Origin of the sequence: Acetobacter malorum (genome assembly GCF_002153605.1) — a bacterium.
GTDB classification, from domain to species: Bacteria; Pseudomonadota; Alphaproteobacteria; order Acetobacterales; family Acetobacteraceae; genus Acetobacter; species Acetobacter malorum_A.
In genome coordinates, this window is the sequence record NZ_JOPG01000020.1 from 19663 (window position 1) to 41941 (window position 22279).

The 22279-nt window shown below is 54.8% G+C and carries 18 protein-coding genes, 1 tRNA gene, 1 pseudogene and 1 riboswitch; of the genes and pseudogenes, 13 read left to right on the forward strand and 7 right to left on the reverse strand.

Annotated features, from left to right (window positions below; translation table 11 throughout):
* Positions 1–17 precede the first annotated feature (17 nt).
* The 3 genes from HK23_RS09340 to HK23_RS09350 are packed head-to-tail and all read left to right on the forward strand — an operon-like array spanning position 18 to position 2309.
* Positions 18–329 (forward strand): autorepressor SdpR family transcription factor, encoded by a 312-nt coding sequence (locus tag HK23_RS09340; RefSeq protein ID WP_086653741.1) that lies wholly within the window; start codon positions 18–20, stop codon positions 327–329.
* Positions 290–952, forward strand: a complete 663-nt coding sequence (locus HK23_RS09345) for an SdpI family protein (RefSeq protein ID WP_086653742.1) — start codon at positions 290–292, stop codon at positions 950–952. Before HK23_RS09340 ends, HK23_RS09345 begins: the two co-directional genes overlap by 40 nt.
* On the forward strand, positions 945–2309 hold the full coding sequence (locus HK23_RS09350) for a S41 family peptidase (protein ID WP_179193862.1): 1365 nt from the start codon (positions 945–947) through the stop codon (positions 2307–2309). The genes HK23_RS09345 and HK23_RS09350 overlap by 8 nt, the downstream gene beginning before the upstream one ends.
* A gap of 22 nt (positions 2310–2331) precedes the next feature.
* Here the strand turns inward: HK23_RS09350 and HK23_RS09355 are convergent, their stop codons facing one another.
* A complete protein-coding gene (locus HK23_RS09355) occupies positions 2332–4503 on the reverse strand; it encodes a TonB-dependent receptor (RefSeq protein ID WP_256940140.1) in 2172 nt (723 codons plus the stop codon).
* 50 nt (positions 4504–4553) lie between these two features.
* Positions 4554–4765: riboswitch (cobalamin riboswitch) on the reverse strand.
* A 111-nt stretch (positions 4766–4876) separates the two neighbouring features.
* On the opposite strand from HK23_RS09355, the gene HK23_RS09360 reads away from it, so the two are divergent.
* Both HK23_RS09360 and HK23_RS09365 read left to right on the forward strand, forming a co-directional pair.
* Positions 4877–5077 (forward strand): hypothetical protein, encoded by a 201-nt coding sequence (locus tag HK23_RS09360; RefSeq protein ID WP_143217532.1) that lies wholly within the window; start codon positions 4877–4879, stop codon positions 5075–5077.
* A gap of 118 nt (positions 5078–5195) precedes the next feature.
* Positions 5196–5639 carry a CHRD domain-containing protein gene (locus tag HK23_RS09365; RefSeq protein WP_063907788.1) on the forward strand — a complete coding sequence of 148 codons (444 nt, stop codon included), beginning with the start codon at positions 5196–5198 and terminating at the stop codon, positions 5637–5639.
* Positions 5640–5719: 80 nt separating this feature from the next.
* On the opposite strand, the gene HK23_RS09370 is transcribed toward HK23_RS09365, so the two are convergent.
* Positions 5720–8140: a Hint domain-containing protein gene (locus HK23_RS09370; RefSeq protein WP_086653746.1), complete on the reverse strand. Its 2421-nt coding sequence runs from the start codon at positions 8138–8140 to the stop codon at positions 5720–5722.
* Between the two features lie 893 nt (positions 8141–9033).
* On the opposite strand from HK23_RS09370, the pseudogene HK23_RS14770 reads away from it, so the two are divergent.
* Both HK23_RS14770 and HK23_RS09375 read left to right on the forward strand, forming a co-directional pair.
* Positions 9034–9201 (forward strand): annotated as a pseudogene (locus tag HK23_RS14770) (helix-turn-helix domain-containing protein); the annotation flags it as partial.
* Positions 9202–9225: 24 nt separating this feature from the next.
* Positions 9226–9948 carry a LysR substrate-binding domain-containing protein gene (locus tag HK23_RS09375; RefSeq protein ID WP_256940144.1) on the forward strand — a complete coding sequence of 241 codons (723 nt, stop codon included), beginning with the start codon at positions 9226–9228 and terminating at the stop codon, positions 9946–9948.
* A 92-nt stretch (positions 9949–10040) separates the two neighbouring features.
* Here HK23_RS09375 and HK23_RS09380 read toward each other — a convergent pair whose 3' ends face one another.
* Complete coding sequence (locus HK23_RS09380; protein WP_086653747.1) at positions 10041–11885, reverse strand: Hint domain-containing protein; 1845 nt, start codon at positions 11883–11885, stop codon at positions 10041–10043.
* 194 nt (positions 11886–12079) lie between these two features.
* Here HK23_RS09380 and HK23_RS09385 point away from each other — a divergent pair, with 194 nt between their 5' ends.
* Positions 12080–12709 (forward strand): recombinase family protein, encoded by a 630-nt coding sequence (locus HK23_RS09385; protein ID WP_086653748.1) that lies wholly within the window; start codon positions 12080–12082, stop codon positions 12707–12709.
* Positions 12710–12721: 12 nt separating this feature from the next.
* Here HK23_RS09385 and HK23_RS09390 read toward each other — a convergent pair whose 3' ends face one another.
* Positions 12722–13069 (reverse strand): DUF3147 family protein, encoded by a 348-nt coding sequence (locus HK23_RS09390; protein ID WP_063907787.1) that lies wholly within the window; start codon positions 13067–13069, stop codon positions 12722–12724.
* Positions 13070–13129: 60 nt separating this feature from the next.
* On the reverse strand, positions 13130–13519 hold the full coding sequence (locus HK23_RS09395) for a hypothetical protein (RefSeq protein WP_086653749.1): 390 nt from the start codon (positions 13517–13519) through the stop codon (positions 13130–13132).
* Between the two features lie 200 nt (positions 13520–13719).
* Here HK23_RS09395 and HK23_RS09400 point away from each other — a divergent pair, with 200 nt between their 5' ends.
* A complete protein-coding gene (locus HK23_RS09400; RefSeq protein ID WP_143217533.1) occupies positions 13720–13971 on the forward strand; it encodes a hypothetical protein in 252 nt (83 codons plus the stop codon).
* A gap of 9 nt (positions 13972–13980) precedes the next feature.
* On the opposite strand, the gene HK23_RS09405 is transcribed toward HK23_RS09400, so the two are convergent.
* Positions 13981–14535, reverse strand: a complete 555-nt coding sequence (locus HK23_RS09405) for a GAF domain-containing protein (protein WP_086653802.1) — start codon at positions 14533–14535, stop codon at positions 13981–13983.
* A gap of 8 nt (positions 14536–14543) precedes the next feature.
* Positions 14544–14987 carry a hypothetical protein gene (locus HK23_RS09410; RefSeq protein WP_063907785.1) on the reverse strand — a complete coding sequence of 148 codons (444 nt, stop codon included), beginning with the start codon at positions 14985–14987 and terminating at the stop codon, positions 14544–14546.
* Positions 14988–15374: 387 nt separating this feature from the next.
* On the opposite strand from HK23_RS09410, the gene HK23_RS09415 reads away from it, so the two are divergent.
* The 4 genes from HK23_RS09415 (at position 15375) to HK23_RS14335 (ending at position 22119) form a co-directional block, all read left to right on the forward strand.
* Positions 15375–18944, forward strand: coding sequence for a Hint domain-containing protein (locus tag HK23_RS09415; RefSeq protein ID WP_086653751.1), 3570 nt, complete (start codon positions 15375–15377; stop codon positions 18942–18944).
* A 97-nt stretch (positions 18945–19041) separates the two neighbouring features.
* A complete protein-coding gene (locus HK23_RS09420) occupies positions 19042–20469 on the forward strand; it encodes an ArnT family glycosyltransferase (RefSeq protein WP_086653752.1) in 1428 nt (475 codons plus the stop codon).
* Between the two features lie 83 nt (positions 20470–20552).
* Positions 20553–20629, forward strand: a tRNA-Arg gene (locus HK23_RS09425).
* A 371-nt stretch (positions 20630–21000) separates the two neighbouring features.
* A complete protein-coding gene (locus HK23_RS14335; protein ID WP_143217534.1) occupies positions 21001–22119 on the forward strand; it encodes a Nal1-like putative serine protease in 1119 nt (372 codons plus the stop codon).
* The last annotated feature ends 160 nt before the right edge of the window (positions 22120–22279 follow it).

Here is a 22279-nt window from a genome sequence, read left to right on the forward strand (position 1 = left end):
TTGCTAAATAGCGAATCATGAATGATGTGTTTAAAGCCCTTGCTGACCCGACCCGCCGCGCCATTCTGGAAATGCTGCGCGAGCGGGAGATGACGGCTGGCGACATTGCGGACTGCTTTACCCTCGCCAAGCCGACCCTTTCCGGGCATCTGGCCGTATTGCTTGCGGCGGACCTTGTGCATCGGGAACGGATTGGCACAACTTTAGTCTATCACCTGAAACTTTCGGTGTTGGAAGAGGCCTGGCTGCGGCTTGCTTCCACCATGCGCCTGGGAAAGAGTGACCCCTCATGCAGCACAGATACGGCCCCCGCCTCTCCTTCGCGCTGATTGCGGCAACGGCTGCCATTGGTCTGGTTATCCTCTGGCTTGCCCCGGCGGATGCGCTGGTGCCGGTCCATTTTTCCGGCCGGTGGGTGCCTGATCGGTTTGCGACGCCCCTGCATGGGATTTCGATATGGATCGGGTTGCTGAGCGGGCTGTGGCTTGTGTTTTTTGGCATTCAATACTGCTTTCGGTCCGACACCGGTTTGCAGACGTCTCTGCCGGTTTATGATCTGGCGTGGATTACGCTCACAGCCGCTCTTTGTGCTCTGGCTGTTGGGGCCATGGAGTATGCGGTGGGGATTAAAGTTGCTTTGGGGTCCCTCAACGCTGTGATGACGGGGGTTTTCCTGCTGGTTGTTGGGAACTGTCTGGGGAAAATCCGGCCCAATAGTCTGGTGGGTATTCGCACCCCGTGGACAAAAGCCAATGCACGGGTTTGGGACCGCACGCATCGGGCCTGTGGACCGCTGTTTATTCTTGCAGGTGTCGGATTGATTGCTGCCGGTTTTGGGATGCTGGGCCGACCGGTGGATCTGAAACTTATCAATTGTGTCATGCTGGGGATGCTTGCGTTTTGCTATGGTCTTTCATGGCTCTACTGGCGGCAGGAAAAGACCCGTGGGTGACTTGAAGAGGCTGGTTCTTCTGGTGGGTGCAGGTGGGGTTTTGATGGGTCCAACACAGGGGTTTGCTGCCCCCGTGCAGTGGGAACTGTTTGACCCGCAGCATCAGTTTGCGTTGTCTGAGGGGGCACCCTGCCCGGATGGAGAAAAAGCGGTGGTGCTGCACTCTGCCACCGCCAGTCCGACGCAATATGCTGTGACGCAGACTGCGCTTTCAACAGATGGTTTGCAGAACAAGGTGTTGCGCCTGCGTGCGCAACTGAGCGTGCAGGATGTGCAGGCGGGCGCGGGCCTCTGGCTGACGCTGTATGACGGCACAAAGCAGATCGGGTTTAGAAATACGCAAAAGGACCTGGTGCGCGGGCAAAGTGTGACCGGTGTGCAGGAGATGACGATGTGGGTTCCGCCGCAGGCCTCGCGGGTTGTTTATGGTGTGCTGTTGCGTGGACCGGGGACCGTGCGTGCCTGCGGAGTGCATATGGGGCCTGCCCAGCCCGCGCAGGGGGAGAATAACGGTCAGTCTGTTGCTGTGCAAACCATGACTTTTGCGATAAATGCCATCCGCACGCATGCGCTGCATGCGTCCCTGATTGACTGGGAAAGCCGCACGCCACCTTTGCTGGAACTGGCAGGAGCGGGCTCGGCTGAGGATGTGTATGCCGAGATAAGGCATCTGCTTGCTGACCTGCATGACGGGCATAGTTTTGTGATGCCCCCCGATACAGCACACAGGTTGGAGGCGCAGCCTGAGCAGATGCCCGTCTTTACGAAAATTGGCTCTGATGTTGGGAAGATTTCTCTCCCTGCTTTGACCTCTCATTCTGCTGAGGGGATGCAAGCTTTTTCCCGCACCGGGCAGCAGATTTTTGCGCAGGCTCCTGACATGCACGGGTGGATTGTGGATCTGCGCCATGACAGAGGCGGCAATATGTGGCCAATGCTGCAAGCCTTGAGGCCGCTGCTCGGCAATGGGGATCTGGGCTTTTTTGAAGACCGAACGGGGAAGCGCTCTGCCCCCTGGCGGGCTGTGGCGCAAGGTGTGGCTCCGCAGGACGACGGACCGGATTTGTCCCGTGTGCCTGTAGCGGTTCTGATTGGCCCGCAAACCGCCAGCGCGGGGGAAGCGGTTGCCATTGCGCTGAAAGGGCGACCCAACACGCGGTTTTTTGGAACCGCGACGCATGGGCAGACCAGTGGGAACAAGAGCTTTCCCCTGCCTGATGGCGGGATACTGGCAGTGGCCGCAAAGTTTGAACTGGACCGGACGGGCAAGCGGTATGAGGGACCGGTGCAGCCGGATGGGGTGGAAGCTGATCCTGACAAGGCTGAGCGGGCGGCGGAAGCGTGGGTTTCGCATTAGTTCCAAATTAATTTTATAATTTTCAGAAATTCACGGTGACGGAGAAGCGGGCGGATCGGGGTTCGAGCGGGTGGTAGGTAGAGCCGGTTTCAACGGGAGATGTGGGGGTGAGGCGGTAGTCGTAGGCGTATTGGGAGGCGGAGGCGTGGGTGTTGGTCAGGTTGTAAATGCTGGCCTGCACCTGGAGGTATTTTGTGATGTGGTAGCCGACATCCATGTTCACTTCCTTATAGCCGTGGGAGCGCAGGGAGTTATCCTCGATTAATGGATAGGAGCCGAGCCAGCGGAACTGTACACCGCCGAAGAAGCCGCTGGGGTGGTCGGCCAGCAGGCCGAAGGAGCCGATAAAGTTGGGGGCGTTGGCCACATACAGCCCCGGCAGGCCATAGAGGCCCGGATTACCCGTGAAATAGCGGGCGTGGGTGGAGGCAATATCCGCGTTGAGTTCCAGCCAGGGGAGCGGGTGATACTGGCCGGAAAGTTCAAACCCCTGTCGGCGGCTGGGGGCACCGGCATCATTGACGCCTTCATCAGCGTCGTAGGTGAGTTCTGAACTGAAATCGATACGGAAAAAGGCAGCTTGCAGGTTCAGTTTTGGGATGATGTTGGTGCGGACACCTAGTTCCTCACTGGTCGCGCGGGTCATAAACGGGGTGGCAATGGCCCCGTTGGCAATGCCATCTGTCGGGACGGTGCCGAGGACAGCGCGGATATCGTTAGAATGGTAGCCCTGCCCTGCGCTGATATAAAATTCCGTTTTATACCACGGCCCAAAAATCAGGCTGCCTTTGGGCTGGAAAAGCCACTGATGCACTTTGCCTCTGTAACCGGAAACAAGGCTGTGATCTGAGCCGCCGTAATAATCACCACGCAGACCGACAACGGTGCGCAGCCAGGGTGTCCAGTGGGTGATGTTCTGGCCAAACAGGCCGACATTGCCTTGAGAGACGCTGTCCGCATTGCACACATACTGGCCGGTTGGCACGCTGCTGTCCGGGCAGTCGGGCAGCACGCGGCGCTGGCGGGTGTGGCGGCGGTCGATATAGATGCTGTCCCAGCGGCCTTGTACGCCAAAGGTTGTGTCTGTGGCGCGGTGCAGAAATGTGTCGTGCCGCTGGTACGCTGATGTGCCGCCGAATGTTGTGCGGGTTTCGTCCTGCTGTTCCTGATCACCATTGATGGGGTCATTCAGATAATGGCTGAAATCGTTCCACAGGGTCAGGCGGCTATGCACGACGTAAAGCGATGTTTTAAGCTGCCAGTTATCATGATGCAGAATATGATGCGCGGACACGCTGAACCGTTCGGAATAGCCGCCGTCGCTTGGGTCCAGAGAGCCATACCGGCTGATGAGGCCTTTCTGGTAGGCTTCCAGAGGCTGGTCGGTCGTGTTGTTCCATTGGCCGCGGTAATACAGGCCGGTCAGGTTGAATTTGGTGTGTTCTGTGGTGTGGGTGTAGCGGGCGGCGGATTTAATGCCCCGGAAGTTGTCCGGGTGCGCCCACGGGCCGTTGAGATGGTCTATTGAGAAAGCGCTAAGCAGTTTATCGCCATTTTTGAAGTGGGCGGTATCACCAATAAAAGCATGTTCATCACCCAGCGTGCCGAGGCTGCCTGAGGCCTGCCCGCGCAGGTCATCCGTTAAGCGGATATGGTCGGAACCGACGACGCCGAAATCCCCGACATCGGCATAAAAAGGGCCTTTGGTGTAGTCGATACCCTGTGCGAGTTCAGGCATCAGGAAATTGACATCCGTATAGCCCTGCCCGTGGGCGTGGGTGGGTTCATTAACCGGGATATCATCCACAAAACTGGCGAGGTCTGTGCCGTGGTCCAGATTGAAGCCGCGCAGAAGATACTGGTTGGCCTTGCCCTCGCCCGAATGCGCAGTGACGACCAGACCGGGCACGGATTCCAGCAGCTGCCCCACCCGATAAACCGGACGCAGGCGCAGTTCCTTAGCGGTAATGCTGCCCTGACTGGCCGTGAGCGCGCGGCCAATGGGGTCTGTATGCGAGGCGATGACCTGAAGATGTTCTTCCCCGTGGGCCTCGGTCGTTTTGTGGCCGAGGACTTTTTGGGAGGAAGCGGGTTTTGCAGGAGGCTCTGCATAAGCAGCGGTGGTGAAGGCAGAGGCGCAGAGAAGCGCGACGATAAACGGAGAGCGCCCGCGCCGGACAGGGCGCGGAGACACAATGTGACCCATAACTGTTCCCCGATATCCGGCACACCCCGTCCGGCTATCATGACTGAGCGACGAAGGCAGGTCTCCTGGCTCACGGGGGTTGTCTGACGCGCCTTCCCAGCCGGTATCGGGCCAGTGGCGTGATGCGTCAGCGCACCGTTTACAGTTGCGGGGGCAGCCGCTGCCTGAACCCCGGGCCTGTGTGCCCAGCCGGATCCTTCAGCGTTCCCTTTTCACTCGCTTGCGCGAGACCTTCGACAGCCGCAGAGGTAGGGGATGGGCTTTGGGTGGGTCAAGAGTATGGGAGCCCTGATTTCAAAAAAACGTCACACCCGGAGATGCAAAAGCAGGTGTAGGAAGGAGGCCTGAAATCCTTCTGCTTGTGAGCAAGATGATGCCTCAGTCTCCCCGTCCCGGCCCGGAAATCTCCCCGTCCTCCACGCTGCGGGAGGCTGCAACGGAACGCTGGCTGGCCACCCTGCGCCAGAAAATAAAGGCCGATGGCACGCAGCCGCGTGTGCATTTTAGCCGCACGCCGGACCGCCTCCCCGACCGTGAGGGCGTGATACGGGATTTTGAATGACCGTTCACATTCTGTGAGCGGAGGAAACGGCTCTTTGTCCTGAGCGTTTTGGGCGTGTGATGGCATCCGGGAGTTCCGGGTGCAGCGTGCTTTTTGACGTGATGAGGACCCTGCCGTGATGACCCTGCCTCGCAAACCGGTTTTAAGGATGGTGCTGGCTGCTGGCCTGCTGGCGGCGGGCACCCTGGCTGCTCCTGCGCACGCCCAGCGGAGCATGTTGTTTTCTGGCACATTTGCAGCAGAACATGGTGCGCCCGCGCAGGCCCACGGCAATGTGGTGGCGCTGTATTATGCCGGTGCGCATGTGCTGCGTTACACCGTGACATGGAACGGGCTGAGTGGCCCGGTGACGATTGCGCATTTGCACGGCCCTGCCCTGCCCGGCAAGGATGGGCCGCCGGAAGTGACGGTGCATGGCCCGTATAAAAGCCCGCTGAGTGGCAGTGTGATGCTAAGCGCGGATACGGAGCGGGACCTGATGGACGGCCGCGTTTACCTCAACCTGCATACCCAGAAATACCCGAATGGCGAGGCGCGGGCGTGGCTGGCGAAGAGTGAGTAACACCCTCACCTGACACACAGCCCGCGCCCCAGTCCGGGCGCAGTCCTGCCCCATGAGCAGGACTGCGGAGGTGACAGTGTTCAGGCTGAGTAGGCTGTTGTTTCCATCTCTGTCTGGTCTGCCAGCAGGTATGGGCCTGCGGCGAGAACCTCCAGAGACAGCATGCTCATGGCATTGCGCTCCAGAGCCGGCAGCGGCAGAAGTGCGTTGCCATTTGTCCAGACAGGAGCGGCCTCACCCGCTTCAGCGCCATACCAGCCAGAGGGCTGCTCCGTTTGCAGATGTGCGGTGAGGCTGTGCTTCTGATCCACCGTGATCAGCTGAATACCAGCGATGGCGACACCCAGCGCCCGGCGGTCATCCACAAACGGACCGATGGCATCACTCGGGCGGCTGGCGTGGGAGACGATGCGGACAGAAGACACGCCCGGCGGCAGCATAAAGCGATACTGCGCGCCCTGATGAGACACCGGACGGATGAGTGCCCCACTCTGGGTGACCAGATGCAGATCCGGGTTTGTTGTCACTGCGGCACTGGCCGGTGCGCCTGCACGGGCGGCCAGAGTGTAGAACAGCGGCTCGACAAAGGCGCGCTCAACACACAGCGGGACAGCTGCATCCGTCGCCCAGTCACGACAGCCTGCCCCCAGAGCCACGACAGAGCCGGCCTGACGGAAGGTGCGACGGTTGCCGGTATCCAGATAGCTTTCCGTCAGCATGCCGTCCGCGCGGAGAACGGAGTGCTCCTCGGTTTCCACATGGAAATACTCGTAGGAGGTGATCGAGGTGTCATAGAAAATGGACGACCCGTTCACCAGCATACGGGCTGGCACAAAACGACCATAGAAGAACAGGCAATGTTCCGGCGTGATCAGCATGTCTTTGTAAGGCACGCTGTCTGCAATGGCATCTTTGAGAATGCGCACGGGGTATCCTGCATCAGCAGCCGCCAGATGCGGACGCGCGGTGGCATGGGATTTGCCTGCCCAGACAACGCGGCGGGGCTGCGGCATGCCGTTGACATAAGCCGTGACTTCATCACCCAGACGGAGCGTTTCAACAGCGACCTCGCCGTTTGGAGTCTGGATCATGCTGCCGGACAGGAAGCAGACTTCAAAATCCAGCCAGCCGTCTGTGCCATCTGACAGGGTGAAGCCCTTGCTCTCAACACCCGGAATATTCAGGGTGACGGTGCCGCCGTTGGTCAGCGCCAGGGCAACCTGATCTGCGGACGGATACGTGACAGAGGCTACGTCGGCAGATTTGAGACCAGCCAGTTCGATACTATCAGAATTACCAGCTTCCGTGCCGCTGAAACCACTGATGACCGTGCTGACCGTGCCGCCGGATGTCAGACCGGAAATAACCAGACCGCCGTTGGTATCACCCTGCAGGTCGATAACGCCACCCGCATTGGGGCCAATGGACACCGAGCCACCATCCTGTACTGTTACGGTGCCGGAAATCACACCGCCGCTGGCAACCGTTAAATCACCGCCGGAAGCGATAACAGCACTGCTGAGTGTCGCACCGCTCGTCACGTTCATTGTGACGGCTGCGGGAACCTCCCATGTCCGGTTTTCGCTGTACCCGCTGTCCAGATTGACCGTGCCGCCGTTGGACGTAAAGGTTGTGCTGTTTGTCACAAAAGCATCGGAGGCACCATTACCGCCGCCGGCAAGGTTCAGCGTCCCGCCATCGATCACGGCATACCATGTGGACCCACCAGACGCGACATCGATTACAGCGCCGCTGCCGGCTGTGGTGTAATAGGTCTGACCACCGGACTGGACCTGCAAAGATGCGCCGGAGGTCAGGTTGCCGCCACTGATCGTGCCGCCTGAACGCGCAACCGTTGTGCCTTGCAGGATAGCACCGGAAGAAAAGACAACCGTTCCGACAGACCCTGCATTTCCGGCAATCACATCTTTTGCAGTGCCGCCACTCAGGACAGTGGTAATGCCCCCATCGACAGCAGCGCCGCCGGAAATCAAACCGCCGTTTGAAACAACGATTGAACCGCTGTTCGCCAGGTTTCCTGTGTCGTTGGCACCCTTCTGTATTAATGTCCCGCCGCTATCAACAACGACACTCCCACCAGACTGAACAGTCTGACGCGATGCCACACCACCGGAAAAAACAGTTTCTGTAGAACCACTGTTAACCGTTGTATCTTCAGCAGAACCGTAAACTTCCAGTGTCGCGCCGCTGAATAGCTGGGCGGACAAAGAGTTTCCGCCAACATCAACAAACACCTCACCACCGCTGACGTAGGTATCTGCTGCAACACCACCACTGGCGATTTGAAGTACGCCAGCTGCGCTTACGATTGTGCCACTAGCAGAACCTGAAAGGGCAACACCACCGTTACTCCCAACAGTCGTTGTATTGGCGGTACCACCGGTTTCGACAATAAGCGTGCCGTAATTATCAACCGTAATACCGGAACTGATGACGCCACTGGAGACCGTCACGATCGCGCCGTTTGTAACCTGGGTCATCTTATTTCCCTCTATAAAACAGAACTCAGGCTGATAGTATTTTTTTTACCAGACAAGAAAATCGAAAAATGGTTGTTTCGCGTAAACCATTTGGTTGATCTCTATTTTTAGATAAATAAAGCGTGCTTAACTGCGGATTTTTCAATTTTTTAGAACCCAGCAAACAAAATCAAATAGAAGCTTTCCCTAATGTCGCAGCAGTCCGAATCTAACCTTTCGGGACGACATTATAGAAAACGCCCCTTGCGTCTCCTCCGTGATTTTTCCAGGAATTCCGTTGTATAATGATGTTCTGGAAATCATCATCGTATCCTGCAAAACCGCCGCCATTGATGAAGGCAGGGTAATCTGGACTGAATTATTCCCGTTATTATTACACAGATGTGAGCGTACGATTGCAGGAGATTTATTATCCTGACAAAAGAGCCTCGAGCTGGCCAACGGAAAACCTTCTGGTTTTTAATTATAACCGCTGAAAAATATTAACTCCCGCATAAATGCGAACATTCATGATATAAACATTATATTTTTCAAAATTTTGTGCTATTACTCCTCGAGTATGGCAAGAAAATGGCTGGAACTGATGAATTTTTTTTCAGCCTTCTAATTAACACCATCCTTATTTAAAAAAATCTGAATCGTTATTTTTGCTTTGAATAAAAGGCAATCAATAAAAAGTTGAGTGCTGAAAACTGTTTAGTTTTTCTGATCAAAATTTAATGCGCGAACCTCTTGCTAATAATATTCTGATTTTTATTATATAAATTAAGTAACCGAAGTATCGGTTCAGTGAGTAAGACGAATTTTTTCTGACAACCACTCACACCCCGAAGGCACTTTATGATCCTTGAGGAGAATGTGAGGTGGCGAAGTTTCCCGATCTGCGCACGCATATGAAACTGCGGTATTTCCGGCTGGTTGAAACACTTGCCTCCACAAAAAGCATTCGTCTGGCTGCAGAACGCCTGAATATTACCCCTGCGGCTGTTTCAAAAAGCTGTAGGGAACTGGAAAATATTCTGGGCGTTCAGCTATTTTCCCGTACGGCATCCGGATTTCTGCCAACGCCTCTCTGCGAGCGTTTCATGATTTCCGGCAGACGGATTGATGCTGAGCTGAAAAATCTGATGTCAGATTTCACGCTTCTCGAAGAAAGCTTTCACGACAATGTGAAAATTGGTTTCCAGACACCAATGTTGCAGGAAACGATTGCCCGCAGTGTCGGAAAATTAAAAAAAGAACATCCGAGTCTGAATCTGACTCTTGAATATGCAGCACGACATTATCTTCTGAGCGGTCTGCAGGCAAACTTGTACGATTTTATTTTTGTGAACCTCTCCGATCTGACATCGCATCCCCGGCTGAACACAAAAAAACTGGCTAGTGAACAGTATGTTGTTGCAAGTATGACGTCTATTCATTCCGTTCCGGATGTTCTGGACCGCTGGGATGAATTTGCATCAGCGACGTGGGTTATCCCGGTGCCTGGCATGGCCATGCGAGACCGGTTTGATTCCATTCTGGCTGCCAGAGGGTTACGCCTCCCTCCCCGGCGCATTGAAATCAACTCTCCACTCGGCTCTAAAAAACTTGTTGATATTTCAGACGCATTTACACTTTTACCGCTTAGCATGCTCAAGTCTCTCGGCCGGGAGGTTGTCGACCCGGATACTCACCTGCGGTTTCTTCCGGAACTGCATCTTGAAAGTGGCATGGTCTGGCTGCGCGATACGCATTTGAGCCCTGCTGCACAATATGCGAGTGACTTTATTTCGGAAAAGATTTTAAGACTTTTCTCGAAAAAGTAGTTTATTTTCAAAATTCTTTAGGAATGGGGGCACACCAAGTGTGCCCCCATTCCTTTTCTCTTTTCCCCAAAACGCCATACGGACAAGACACCTTAGCCCATCAGGGTAAGCTCTTCTGGCTTTTTTCCTTTTGATTCATCCAAAAAATAAGAGTTATTTTCGAGAATCGTGATTGAAAGAAGGCTGACTTCGTTAGGGTTGAGATAATTCCCAACGGGCAGCAATGCAGCCCCATTTGTCCAGAGGCAATCACTTCTGCCGGTGAGATACCAACCTTCTGGTTTATCCTCCCATAGCTGAGACATGAGGGCATACTGACATTTGGCAGACAGTAAGCAGAGCTCTGTGACAGCAACACCCAGATAGCGGCGATCATCCACAAAGGGACCGATCACGTCAGACGGTCTGCTCGCACGGGACATGATACGCACCGATTTTGTATGAGACGGCACCATAAAACTGTATTGACCCGCCGTGCGGCGAATAGGGCGAATAATCGCGCCTGTTTCTGTCATCAGATGCAGGTCAGGATCATTCGTCATATCCGGGACTTTTGTTTCTTTCTGAGTGGTTTCAACCTTATGTTTGCGTTCATCCAGAGCACGGAACACAGGCTCTGCAAAAGAGCGATCGACACCCAACGGAGCAGCAGCATCCTCTACCCAATTTCTGGTTGCACTACCTAAACCAATGACTTTTCCATTCTGTTTGAACGAACGGCGGTTCCCTGTATCGAGATAACTTTCTGTCAGCATCCCGTCGGCTGTAATGACGGAATGGTGTTCTGTTTCCACATGATAGTAATCATAAGACCGTATGGTTTTATCGTAGAAAATAGAAACACCATTGACCAGCATGCGCGCAGGGACAAACCGGTTCTCAAAAAACAGGCAGTGCTCAGCTGTAATCAGCATATCTTTATAAGGCACACCGTCAGCAACAGCATTTTTGAGAATGCGGACAGGGTAGCCAGCCGCATCATCTGGCAGATCCGGTCGGACAGACACATGCGCCTTCCCTACCCAGACGACGGGGCTGACGCGATCCGCATTGTTTTTCCAGTCAAATGTGACAACCTCGTCACCAATCTGGATGTTTTCTACAGCGCAGTCTCCATCCGAAGTACGAATCATTGAGCCTGCCAGAAAGCAGACGCCAATATAGGTATTCTGCCCATCGTAGGTAATTTTAAGCGGGTTTTCACCTTTATCGACGTAAAAGAGACCTTCAGGAAGAGTGACACCATCCGCCATGTTGACCGTATAGGAACCAACAGGTTCCCCATTTTTATCCATGAGCTTTATGGTCGCTGAACCATCCGCATTATAGAAAATTGAATAGCGATCTATAACCGTTGTCTGGTTTTGGAACTCGATCGTATCATAAGCGGGATTGTAATTATTAATGGAGGTTTTACCGCTGAGGTCGATAACGCTGGAACCGCCGTTAACAACCAGAGTGCCGCCACCATCCGTAAAATTGATCTTTGTTCCTGACAGGAAACTCAGAAACGTGTTGCCGGTATTAAATTTTCCGCCATAGCCGATGTTAACGGTGTTGCTACTAAAGCCGCTCCCTACCGCACCACCCGTTAAAGTCGCATCCCCGCCAAAGACATTAACCGTTGAGCTTGTAAGCGCGCTGCCGCCAACATTAATGGTGGTGTTACCACCAATATAGTAAGTCGTGCCTGTCAGAAATGTCCCGAGAAAATCTATCTCGCTCGTTGTTCCCGGTCGTGTGACATAAGTCCCCCCGCCCAGAATGGAAAAAACCGTTTTGTCTTCTACAACGACGTTTCCATGAGGAAGGTTTTTATCAAAAAGGGTGTTCCCGTGACTGTCCGTTATGGTGACGTTCGTCTGGGAACCAAAAAGTCCTACGCTTGTGTCAATATCGTAAGTTATATCATTCACTGTATCGTGATAGTGTGACATTTCCCAACTCCTGATTTAAGCAAAGGAGCTCGTGGAATTAAAAATGTACATTTTTTACATTTTTGTTGCACTGATATCTTGGGCGTTATAGTAATCGCTCCGACAGTCAACTGAAACGAGTCCATCTGTTTGCCTCTGTTTAAATCAGGAGTTTCACAAAAAATCCCCGCACTTTTTTGCGTGACGAATGCGTGATGAGTTCTCAAAAATCAGGTTATAAAGTCGGTTATGCGCGTGTCAGCACGGTAGATCAGACTTTGGATATTCAGATAAAAAAGCTCAAAGAATACGGATGCCGTCGAATTTATTGTGAAAAAGCGAGCGGGGCCGATGCGGAGCGAAAAGAGTTAAGGAGGTTGCTGGATAACCTGAAAGAAGGGCAGATGGTGGTGGTCACACGTCTGGACAGACTGGCCCGCAGCACCTTTGACCTTTTTTCTATTGTGAAGACGATTACAGACCAAAAAGCCACGTTTTACTCTCTGGGTGAACCCTGGACCAATACCAATACTAGCACAGGGCGGCTGATGCTCGCTGTTCTGGGGGGATTGGCGGATGTAGAACGGGATTTAATCCGCACCCGCACGGCAGAAGGCCGCGCAAGAGCTATAGAACAAGGGAAGCGGATGGGGCGACCACGCCGGATTACGGAGGATCAGCGGCAAAGCATTATCCACCGGCGACAAATAGGGGAGTCCCTGCAATCCATTGCTGAAAGCTTTGGAATTGATAACAGCACCGTCTCTCGTATTGCGCGGGCTCAGGGGTGTTACCAGGCAGATATTGCCAGGATCAAAAAAAGAGCCCGGCACCCGCCGAGCTAACTCCCCCCCCCCCTACATCTGAATACCAATTTTTGGGGCCAGCCAGACCATGCCCAGATAGAGCAGGATGGTAACGCCGCACCCGGCCCCTAACGCCAGCCAGAAGGGCACACCGTGCCGCATAATCCACGGGATAAGCAGGAACATGGGTAAGGAGGGCAGCACGTACCAGAACGTGGCACCGACATGTGCTTCCATGCGGGCAGGGTCTTTGGTTTCCAGCCAGAGCCAGATCATCCCAAAAACGGAAATAAGGGGGAGAGACGCCACAAGCGCGCCAAGACCGGGGTAGCGGCGGGCAAGTGTTGAGACCAGAGCAATGGTCAGGCCTGAAAGAAGGGCCTTCAGCCAGAAAAACATTGTTGTTTCCGGTGCAAAACCCCTCCGCCGGCAAAAAGCGGACGGAGGGGCTGGCAGACTTTAGAGGTGGGTGTCGCCCTGCTGGGGCTGAGCGGGCGTCTGGCCCGGCTGAGCACCATTCTGCGGGGCGGCGTCCGGCGTCATTTTGCCGGGCTGGGTGGAATGTTCCACGTCATACGCTGTGGCCTTCTGGGCATAGGTGCCCTTTGCGCCGGGATGCTCCTGATCATACAGGGCAGCCTTCTGCTTGGCTTCCTTACGATAAACGTGGCGGCGGTACATGCCGGTGATGCAGCCGCCCACGGCCCCCAGAACACCATGATTGGCAACATGGCCGCCCACAGCGCCCACAGCACCATATTTCAGGCAGCCGCCGGGTTCCGCCTGCGCGGCGGTAACTGTGGTGCCAGCCAGAGCGGCAAGGACGCTCAGAGTGATCAATCGACGCATCTACATTTCCTTTCTTCTGCCAGATAAAGAGGCAGATCTGCCTGCAAGCGTATCGAAAGAGCGCTGCGGAGACAATGTGCGCCCCTTTGGCCTCACCGTTGCGCGCAAGGCCCGGTCTTTCTTTTCGCGCCCTCTTTTATTCAGGGGTGTGGCTCCCCATATTTAAAGAACAAGAAAATGAAAAAATTAAGGAGGCCGACATGAGACGCCCCTTCGACACCAGTCGCGCAGGCTCCGGTTTCCTGCACGGGTCTCGCTTTGCGCGGGGCATTTTGAACCCTCGCTCTAAACGGGTTGAACGCTCTGAAACAGTGGCCGCGGCAGATATGCCGGACACCACAACAACGGGGAAAGGTGGTTCAGCTCAGGCCGACACACCAGGGCGGGAAGAAGCTTCCCCCACCAAGGCCGGAAAAACCCCGGATGAAACAACGGAACACTGTTTTGCCTGAGCGGTTGCGCTAGGCGACAGGGAGTGTCCGGAGGAACGTTGCCACCAGCGTTTCCAGAAGATGCTGGTCTGCCGGAGAGAACCGATCCTTGCGGGGGCTGTCGAGATCCAGCACGCCGAGCAGGTGGCCGTGTGCGACTAACGGAATAACGATTTCAGACGCCGAGGCGGCATCACACGCAATATGGCCGGGAAACGCATGCACATCCGCCACGCGCTGGGTGGTGCGGGTCTGGGCAGCGGTACCGCACACCCCCTTCCCCATAGCGATACGCGTGCAGGCCACGCGCCCCTGAAAGGGACCGAGGACCAGCTCGCCGCCTGACGGAGACGACGCTGACGGTTGGCCGGACGGCGCAGCAGAAGCCAGCGTGAACAGCGTAGCCTGTGCCGTAGCGTGGGGGCGGTAGAGGTAGAACCCGGCCCAGTTGAGATCTGGCAGCGCCTCAAGAATAAGGGCGGACAGATTAGCCATATTGGCCAGAGGGTCCTGCTCCGCTGCCAGCAGACCCGTGGCGGCGGAGAGCAGATCTTCCGCAGTGAGGCGATGGGCCGGGGCGCTCATGGTGGCGCTTACTGGGCCAGCAGAGCCGGGCCGCGCAGAGCGGAGCGGCTGCAAACGGCTTCCTGCTGGTCCCGGTTGAGGGTTGTGATGTCAAACATCCCTGTAGGGCTGATCATCAGACGCCCCTGCCCGCCCCATGCGTAAGCGGGGTTGGCGCGAATGCCCTGACGGCTGGCAAGCTGGCGGCCAAGGGAGCGCACGGTGGTGTCCGTGACCAGCTTATGAGAATCACAATAATACATCAGGCCGGCAACATTCTCTGCAGACGCGTGTTCGACCGTAGGGATGCCATCGTAATCCAGCACGCCGGGGGCGGCCGTGGTGGCTGTCATGGGAGCGGGACCGGCCGGGACTGTCAGCACGCCGGACGTGGCGGCATGCGCCTGCGGCAGAGCGGCCGACAGCGCGAGACAGCCGGTCAGGGCCAGAAAGACAGGGCGAAGTTTCAGCATGGGCTTGATCCTCTTGGTATCTGCCAAACAGCATTGAAGTGCGCAGAATAAGGACAGACACGGACATGCGGCAAGGTTAGGCAGCTCTGCGCGGAGTGAGGGGGGATGTGGGGAGGCGCCGGCAAAATAATAATGAGAGGAACGCCGTCTTATTTTTAATATAAAATCAAATCAAAAAAGAGACAAAATCAATAACTGCCGACCTTAAAACATTTTTATCCGTCTTTTTTTAAAGATAATCTGGGCCAATCTATTCCCTTCTTAAGAATATCTCTCATCATGCAAAAAATCACCCTCGCTATGTCTCTGACGCGCATTGCAAAATACTAACTCTTAACTGTATTTTTAGAAAAATTAGCATCATTTTATCTAAAGAGCATCCACTCCATGACAACAACCATCATCTCCTCCGGCGTTGTCGCCACGGCCTCCTCCGTTCTAAGCGGAGACACGCTGATTATTGCCAGTGCAGGCAGCGCAGTCTCCACCACTGTAGCGGATGGTGGACAGATGCAGGTACAGGGCGGAGGGGCGGTTACGTCCACTTTCATCTCAGGCACTGCGAATACAGAAGGGCAGAAACAGAGCGTTGTGGTGAATAGCGGGGCGAGCGCGTTTGACACCACGGTTTTCCATGATGAACTGATTATTCTGAACGGAGCCTACGCATCTGGCGTGACGCTGAACGATGGTGGGATCACGGTGCAGGGATCTTCCGCCGTTGTCTCCGGCATGACCGTGAATTCTCAGGGCTATTACGGAGCCTATATTGATGGCGGCAATATTTATGACACGGTGGTGAACGACGGCGGTGCCACCGTGGAATATGCAGATGGCGGGCGGGGCGCAGCCAAAGCTTACAACACGCTGGTGAATTCCAGCGGAGCAGACGAAGTTATTTCTGGTGTTACTTACAATGAAACCGTGATGTCGGGTGGCATACAGTCTCTTGTGAATGCAGCCGCCACGGCCTCCGGCACCATTCTCTCTGGAGGGGAACTGGGAGCAGCTGCTGGCCAGACCGTTGGGACAGTCATCAGTGCCGGCGGACTGGAAGCCCTGAACGGGACAGCTGTGGCAAGCGGGTCCGTGATCATGCAGGCAGGCTCTCAGTTTGTGGGAAGCGGTACAACAGCGTCTGGCTCTCTGATTTCGGGAGGCACGCAGACGGTAGAGGGCACAGATCTGGCCGCGCAGATCTTTTCTGGCGGGACCGATATTATCGGATCTGGCGGGGTTGCCTCACAGACCGTCGTATTCAGTTCCGGCCTGATCCGGGATAGCGGGACAGTGACAAACGCTGTGTTGTCTGGTGGCCGGTTGCTGGTTACAGGCGTTGCGAGTGGCACCACGGTGAGCAGCGGCGGGAGTATTGTAACGTCTGCGGACGGCACAACCATCAGTTCCCTGATTAACGAGCATAGTTCCGAGACTGTGGCCACGGGCGGCGTAGCCAGCGGCAGCGTGATCTCGTCCGGTGCGGAATATGTTGCAGGGAGTTCCATAAGTGCTCACGTCACCGCCGCAGGCGTACAGCTGGTTCAGGCTGGCGGCGTGACACGTGGTGATATCGTCGACACCTACGCCAGTGAACGGGTTGCAGCAGGCGGTGTGGCGAGCAACACCGTTTATAACAGTCAGGGCTTTGGCTATATCAACGGTCTTTCTCTGAATGCTGTGAATTCCGGTGGCCGCATTTTTGTCAGCGCGGGTGGTGTAGCCAGTGGCACGCAGGTGCTGAATGGAGGCTCTGAAACCATTTTGACAAAAGGGCTGGGCAATAATGAAACTATAGCGTCTGGCGGCCGGCTGGTTGTCTCGACCGGCGGCGTGACGCAGAGCACGACAGTCACATCTGGTGGTCTTGAAACAGTCTCATCCGGAGGGGTGGCCAGCAACACACTGCTGCAACAGAGTGGCTCCCAGACGGTCACCAGCGGCGGTACCGCTAGCGCAACCAACATCAATGGGGGAACGCAGACCGTTGCGGGAACGGACAGTGCATCCGTGGTCCAAAACGGCGGCAAAGATCAGATTATTGCGGGCGGTGTGACCACCGGCACCACAGTTTCTTCGGGCGGGTCCATGAGTGTGGGAGCTTCCGGACGAGCCGAAAATACACAGGTGGCCGCCAATGGATCTGTTGATGTGCTGGCCGGTGGGATCGCGTCCGGCTCCGTGATTGCGCGCTATGCCACACAGACCATTGAAAGTGCGGGCATTGCCAGCGGCAGCGTGATTTCTACCGGCCGACAGTATGTTTATGGAAGCGCCGTTGGGGACACCGTAACGGCTCTGGGCGAAAACCGCATCATGTCAGGCGGCGTGGCCTTCAATGACAGCATCAGCAATCATGGACATGAGACTGTTTATGCAGGTGGGCTGGCTGAAAACACCACATATGGCAGCGCCGGATTTGGTTATATTCAGGGGTCGTCTCTCAGCGCCACTGTCATGTCTGGCGGTGATCTGTTTGTCAGCGCCGGAGGGGTTGCCTCCGCAACAACCCTCATGAGCGGTGGTCAGGCTTATGTGACCGGCTCTACTCTGGGCACGCAGATCCTCTCGGGGGCTTCGGAAACCGTTGCCGCCGGCGGCACTGCAAATAACGACATGATTTCGGCTGGCGGCCGGCTGACGGTCTCCAGCGGGGGCCACATTGATAACACCACGCTGATGTCCGGTGGCGCGATTGATATCGACAGCCTGAACTATGCCGGAAACACCGCTGCGAAAATTGATGGCGATACTCTGGTGGTCACGCAGGGGGACGAGACCTACACCATCGCGCTGGCAGGAGATTACTCTGACTATCACGCCACCTTCTCCCAGGACAGCGATGGCAGCACGGTTGTAACACTGGATGAAGGAGCGGAAGTCTGCTTCCTGCCCGGCACGATGATCCGTCAGGCTGACGGAGAAACCGCCGTGGAAAACCTCCGGATTGGCGATGAGGTTCTGACTTTTGCCAACGGTGTGGCGCAGCCACGCGCTGTGATCTGGGCGGGGCACAAACACACAACCGTGCGGGCTGGCCTGCCGGAAGATGAAGCCGGATATCCGGTGCGTATCCGCAAGGGAGCGGTTGCCGATGGTATACCGCATACCGACCTGCTGGTGACCCCGGAACACTGCCTGTTCCTTGCAGGCCGGTTTGTACCGGTGCGGATGCTGGTGAACGGTGTGTCCGTCTCCTACGACCACAGCATCACCGACTACACGTATTTCCATATTGAAACCGAAGAACATGCGGTCATCATGGCCAATGGGATGCTGACGGAAAGCTATCTGGACACGGGTAACCGCCGGAGCTTTGGGCAGACCGGGCCGCTGGCCCGCATTGGCGGTCGCGCACGGAACTGGGAAGACGATGCAGCTGTCCCGCTGGCAGTGGACCGTGCGACGGTGGAACCGATTTTCCGCGCTCTGGCGGACCGGGCCACTCAGCACGGTATGACGCTGTGGGGCAAGGAAGCCTTTGGCCAACAGCAGACCGCTGCTGTCTCGCAGGACGCAGACCTGCATCTGGTGACAGACGCAGGCCAGACGGTGCGCCCGATGCGGGCTGCAAACGGCCATATGGTATTTATGCTGCCGCCGGATGTAGCTCAGGTGCGGCTGGTCTCCCGCACATTCCGCCCCTGCGATGTGGAAGGACCGTTTGTGGATGACCGCCGCCATATGGGCGTGGCTGTGGGGCAGGTTCTGCTGCAGGAAGGCACTCTTCCGGCACGACTAATGATGCTCCCCACAGATCTGGATGCCGGAACAGGCTGGCACGCACAGGAAGCCGGGAACGCGGCCCGCTGGACCCGTGGCGATGCCGTGCTGGATCTGGGTCAGCTTACACCCGGCCTGTTGAGCAGACTGATGGTGCAGATTGTCAGTAAGGGGACTTACACGGTAATGCCCGCACTGCCAGCTTCTGACATAAAGGTTTCCTGCCGGAGCGCCTGAAGTACTTTACTGGTTGCCTGAGGGTTCTTGAAGGACTTAAGACGGGGTGTAGTTCTATGAGCTGCACCCTTTTCTTTTACGCAGGTCGCCTCTTTCCATGCCTTATGAGCCGCCTTTATTGGTACAAAACCGGGCACGTCTTGGCTCTTTTCTGTATCGTTCCCTTGCTCTTGTTCTGTTTGGCCTGATCCTGTTGCCGGAATTTTACCATGTCGGCTCTCAGCGCATCGAAACGTGGGATGAAGCCCGCCATATTGGCTCGGCCTATGAAATGCTTTTCCGGCATGACTACGTAGTCAATTACTGGCAGGACCAGAAAGATTACTGGAACCTGAAACCAGTCTTGAGTTTTTTGCCGATCATTCTCTCCCTCAAGCTGTTTGGTAAGGGGCTGCTGGCGGCCCGCATGCCCTCTCTGCTGGCGTTTGTAGCGCTTGTTCTGGGACTTTACCGGTTTGCGGCCCGGAAATTCTCATGGGTGGAAGGGCTTTATGCCATCACGCTTTTTTCTATCTGGTCGCAGCTTACGATCGTACATAGTCTTCGGCTGGCTGATCCGGATGCGCTTTACTGCGCGTTTTACCTGTTCTGCATCCTGTTCTGTCTGAAGCGCACCAGCCTGTCCTTCTGCCTTGCCTGCCTAATGGCCTCCCTGTGTTTCCTGACCAAAAGCTGGCATGCCCTGACGCTCCTGCCGCCGCTGTTGCTGACCTGCGTGCTGACGGAGCGTTCCTTCTCTCTGCCGTTCAAGGGCATGCTGTGTGGTCTGACGCCCATCCTGTTGTGGGCGGGGGTCCGCGCGTCTGTGGATGGCCCCAGGTTTCTGCATGATGCGGTGACATTCGACCTGCTCAAACGCAGTGAAATGCAGATTGAAGGGCACCATAACCCGGTCTCTTTTTATGTGACGGGGTTTGCGCAGGACTATCCCTACCTGCTGTGGCAGCTTGGATTTCTGACACTCGCCTTTCTGGCCGCCTGCTGGTGGGCGCCGTTGCGGGCCGGCCGGTTTCGGTCTGGCATACCGCGCGACCTGAAAACCGACATGCTGGTTCTGGGCGTGGCAGTCCTGTCTGTTTTCGGGATGTTTACTGCGGCAAAGACGCGCCTGCTCTGGTACACATTTCCGGCGTATCCGGTGCTGTGCGTGCTGATGACGTACGCCTTTGCGATCCTGCGGCCTGCGTTAAAAACCGTCGCCTGTGGGCTGGCGGCGGTTTTGTTCGCGTTGTCTTTGTCGGCCTCCTGGAAATGGGACAGGGGGATCGTGCTGCCGGTTTTCTACTCTCAGCTGCGGGCTGCGGCCTCTCTGCCCATGACGCATGTGCAAAAGGATGGTGTGATTACGCAGGATGATTACGCGGCGCTGCTGACCTACCTGCCCGTCCCGCCCGGTGCCATCCATATCGGGGCGGATGAGCACGCGCCGCATACGCTGGTGATCCGCGACAAGGATGCCGCGCCGTGTGACGGATGCGCACTGGTCTCGAAGGGTGACCAGTTTGATCTGTTTTACCGGAACTGAGGGGCGGTTTGGCGGGGAATTTACCCCTCCCCCACAATACAGGCTTGGCAAGCCCCCCGCCTTTGCGCTAGGGAGAAGCCCACGGACCCGTAGATCAGTTGGATAGATCGTCAGATTCCGAATCTGAAGGCCGGAGGTTCGAATCCTCTCGGGTCCACCATTTTCCTAAAAAATCGCAGTTTTCCGCCATAAATTGGCGATGCTAGACACTTTCTAATTTCCGCTAGACAATTTGTCGTATTTTCCCATCGCTTGCGGGGTCAGCTTTTCCTGCCGTGCAGAGTGCGTTTGCTGCATAGACAATCACAGCAGAAACCTAGCTCTCGTTGTAGTTCAGACTATGTCGGATCTATCGATTGAGTAAAAATTGTAATTTTATCAATGGTTAGTGCTGTTGATAGATAATTCTCTTTTTTTAGGCGTCGTAACCTAGAAATTTTTCATTATCAAACAATCCTTCTATGCCACCAATCGAATTGACAGATGGCATGTTCTGTTGACATTTACCGCTAGCTATTGAGAGAGAATTTAATGTCGCAGAGCATAAAACAGCAAAAGCCCAAAGCTCAAACAGCTCGTGAAGTAGCTGAAGCTGTGCTTTTTTGGGCAAAAAAAAATAACCTCTTTGGCAAAGTGCCATTAGAAGACGCAGTGGAAGTTGTAAAAATTCCTTTCTCTGATGACGGGAAGCTATTTGTTTCTCATAATGTACAGAGCATTTTACGCCAGAAAGCCATAAACCTAGTAACATTTAACGAAAAAGAAAAGAAAGTTACCATATTTACAAATGGAAAAATAAATAAAACAGAAGAAAAAGAGTTGCCAGTGTCAGTATCTGGTTTTACTATTGATTATGTTCAGGGAGGAGTAGCCCAAGTAAGGGGTGATCCGCCTAGTCCTGAACAATCTAAAGCTTACACACTACACAATAACCGCTATACTTGCGGGTCGTCCATATTTCCAGCAAGATGTATGGGCGCAGGGACTCTGGGACTAATAGTTTCAGATACTAATGGTAAAATGTTTGGCATGACAAACAACCATGTGGCTGGCGCATGCAATCACGCTATGCCTGGCTTGCCTATTCTTGCTCCAGGACCGCTAGATGCAAACGAAGATAGTTGCGATCCGTTTACGATCGGGCGGCATACTAAACTTCTACCTATAAATGATGGTATTCCTGAAAATATACCAGTCTCGGATAATTGTGATGTCAGTATATTTGAACTTTCAAATGCAGACAGAGTGACGTCAATGCAAGGCGACAGTTATGATACACCTGCGCTTTGCGAAGAGCCATTACCATCTATGGTAGTCCATAAAGTTGGGCGGACAACAGGCTTAACTAAGGGAATAATAGTGGGGCAAGCAGCAGCACCACTACCTGTTTCATATCATGTAAACGAATATGACATCAAAAAAACAGTTTTTTTTGAGACTGTTTACGTAGTGAGGGGGTGGGACCTCTCCCCTTTCTCTCGTCCTGGCGATTCTGGTTCTTTAGTCGTTTCAGAAAAGGCTGATGGTACTAAAATAGCTATCGGACTAGTTTTTGCGGGGAACGAACAGAGAGGAACGTCGTTTATTTTACCCCTACCTGATGTGCTAAAAAAATTATCTCTTAACATAGTATCGGGTCACAATGTGTAAGCATTCTGTTTCTGCCTTAACGGCTGCCAAACAGTTGGCAAACATACTTTCCTTGCCGAGCACTAAGGGAAGCGTCCTTGTATGGATCCATAATGGGGATCAGTGTTTGATGATTGCAGCAGATAGAAAATGGGTTAAATTTCATAAGGACATTCCGCAA

Excerpts from the sequence above, each read along its gene's own strand:
- HK23_RS09340 (WP_086653741.1), top strand. The coding sequence starts at position 18 with ATGAATGATGTGTTTAAAGCCCTTGCTGACCCGACCCGCCGCGCCATT.
- HK23_RS09345 (WP_086653742.1), top strand. The coding sequence starts at position 290 with ATGCAGCACAGATACGGCCCCCGCCTCTCCTTCGCGCTGATTGCGGCA.
- HK23_RS09365 (WP_063907788.1), top strand. The coding sequence starts at position 5,196 with ATGACCCTGCCTCGCAAACCGGTTTTAAGGATGGTGCTGGCTGCTGGC.
- HK23_RS09370 (WP_086653746.1), bottom strand. The coding sequence starts at position 8,140 with ATGACCCAGGTTACAAACGGCGCGATCGTGACGGTCTCCAGTGGCGTC.
- HK23_RS09375 (WP_256940144.1), top strand. The coding sequence starts at position 9,226 with ATGATTTCCGGCAGACGGATTGATGCTGAGCTGAAAAATCTGATGTCA.
- HK23_RS09380 (WP_086653747.1), bottom strand. The coding sequence starts at position 11,885 with ATGTCACACTATCACGATACAGTGAATGATATAACTTACGATATTGAC.
- HK23_RS09385 (WP_086653748.1), top strand. The coding sequence starts at position 12,080 with ATGAGTTCTCAAAAATCAGGTTATAAAGTCGGTTATGCGCGTGTCAGC.
- HK23_RS09390 (WP_063907787.1), bottom strand. The coding sequence starts at position 13,069 with ATGTTTTTCTGGCTGAAGGCCCTTCTTTCAGGCCTGACCATTGCTCTG.
- HK23_RS09395 (WP_086653749.1), bottom strand. The coding sequence starts at position 13,519 with ATGCGTCGATTGATCACTCTGAGCGTCCTTGCCGCTCTGGCTGGCACC.
- HK23_RS09400 (WP_143217533.1), top strand. The coding sequence starts at position 13,720 with ATGAGACGCCCCTTCGACACCAGTCGCGCAGGCTCCGGTTTCCTGCAC.
- HK23_RS09405 (WP_086653802.1), bottom strand. The coding sequence starts at position 14,535 with ATGAGCGCCCCGGCCCATCGCCTCACTGCGGAAGATCTGCTCTCCGCC.
- HK23_RS09410 (WP_063907785.1), bottom strand. The coding sequence starts at position 14,987 with ATGCTGAAACTTCGCCCTGTCTTTCTGGCCCTGACCGGCTGTCTCGCG.
- HK23_RS09415 (WP_086653751.1), top strand. The coding sequence starts at position 15,375 with ATGACAACAACCATCATCTCCTCCGGCGTTGTCGCCACGGCCTCCTCC.
- HK23_RS09420 (WP_086653752.1), top strand. The coding sequence starts at position 19,042 with ATGCCTTATGAGCCGCCTTTATTGGTACAAAACCGGGCACGTCTTGGC.
- HK23_RS14335 (WP_143217534.1), top strand. The coding sequence starts at position 21,001 with ATGTCGCAGAGCATAAAACAGCAAAAGCCCAAAGCTCAAACAGCTCGT.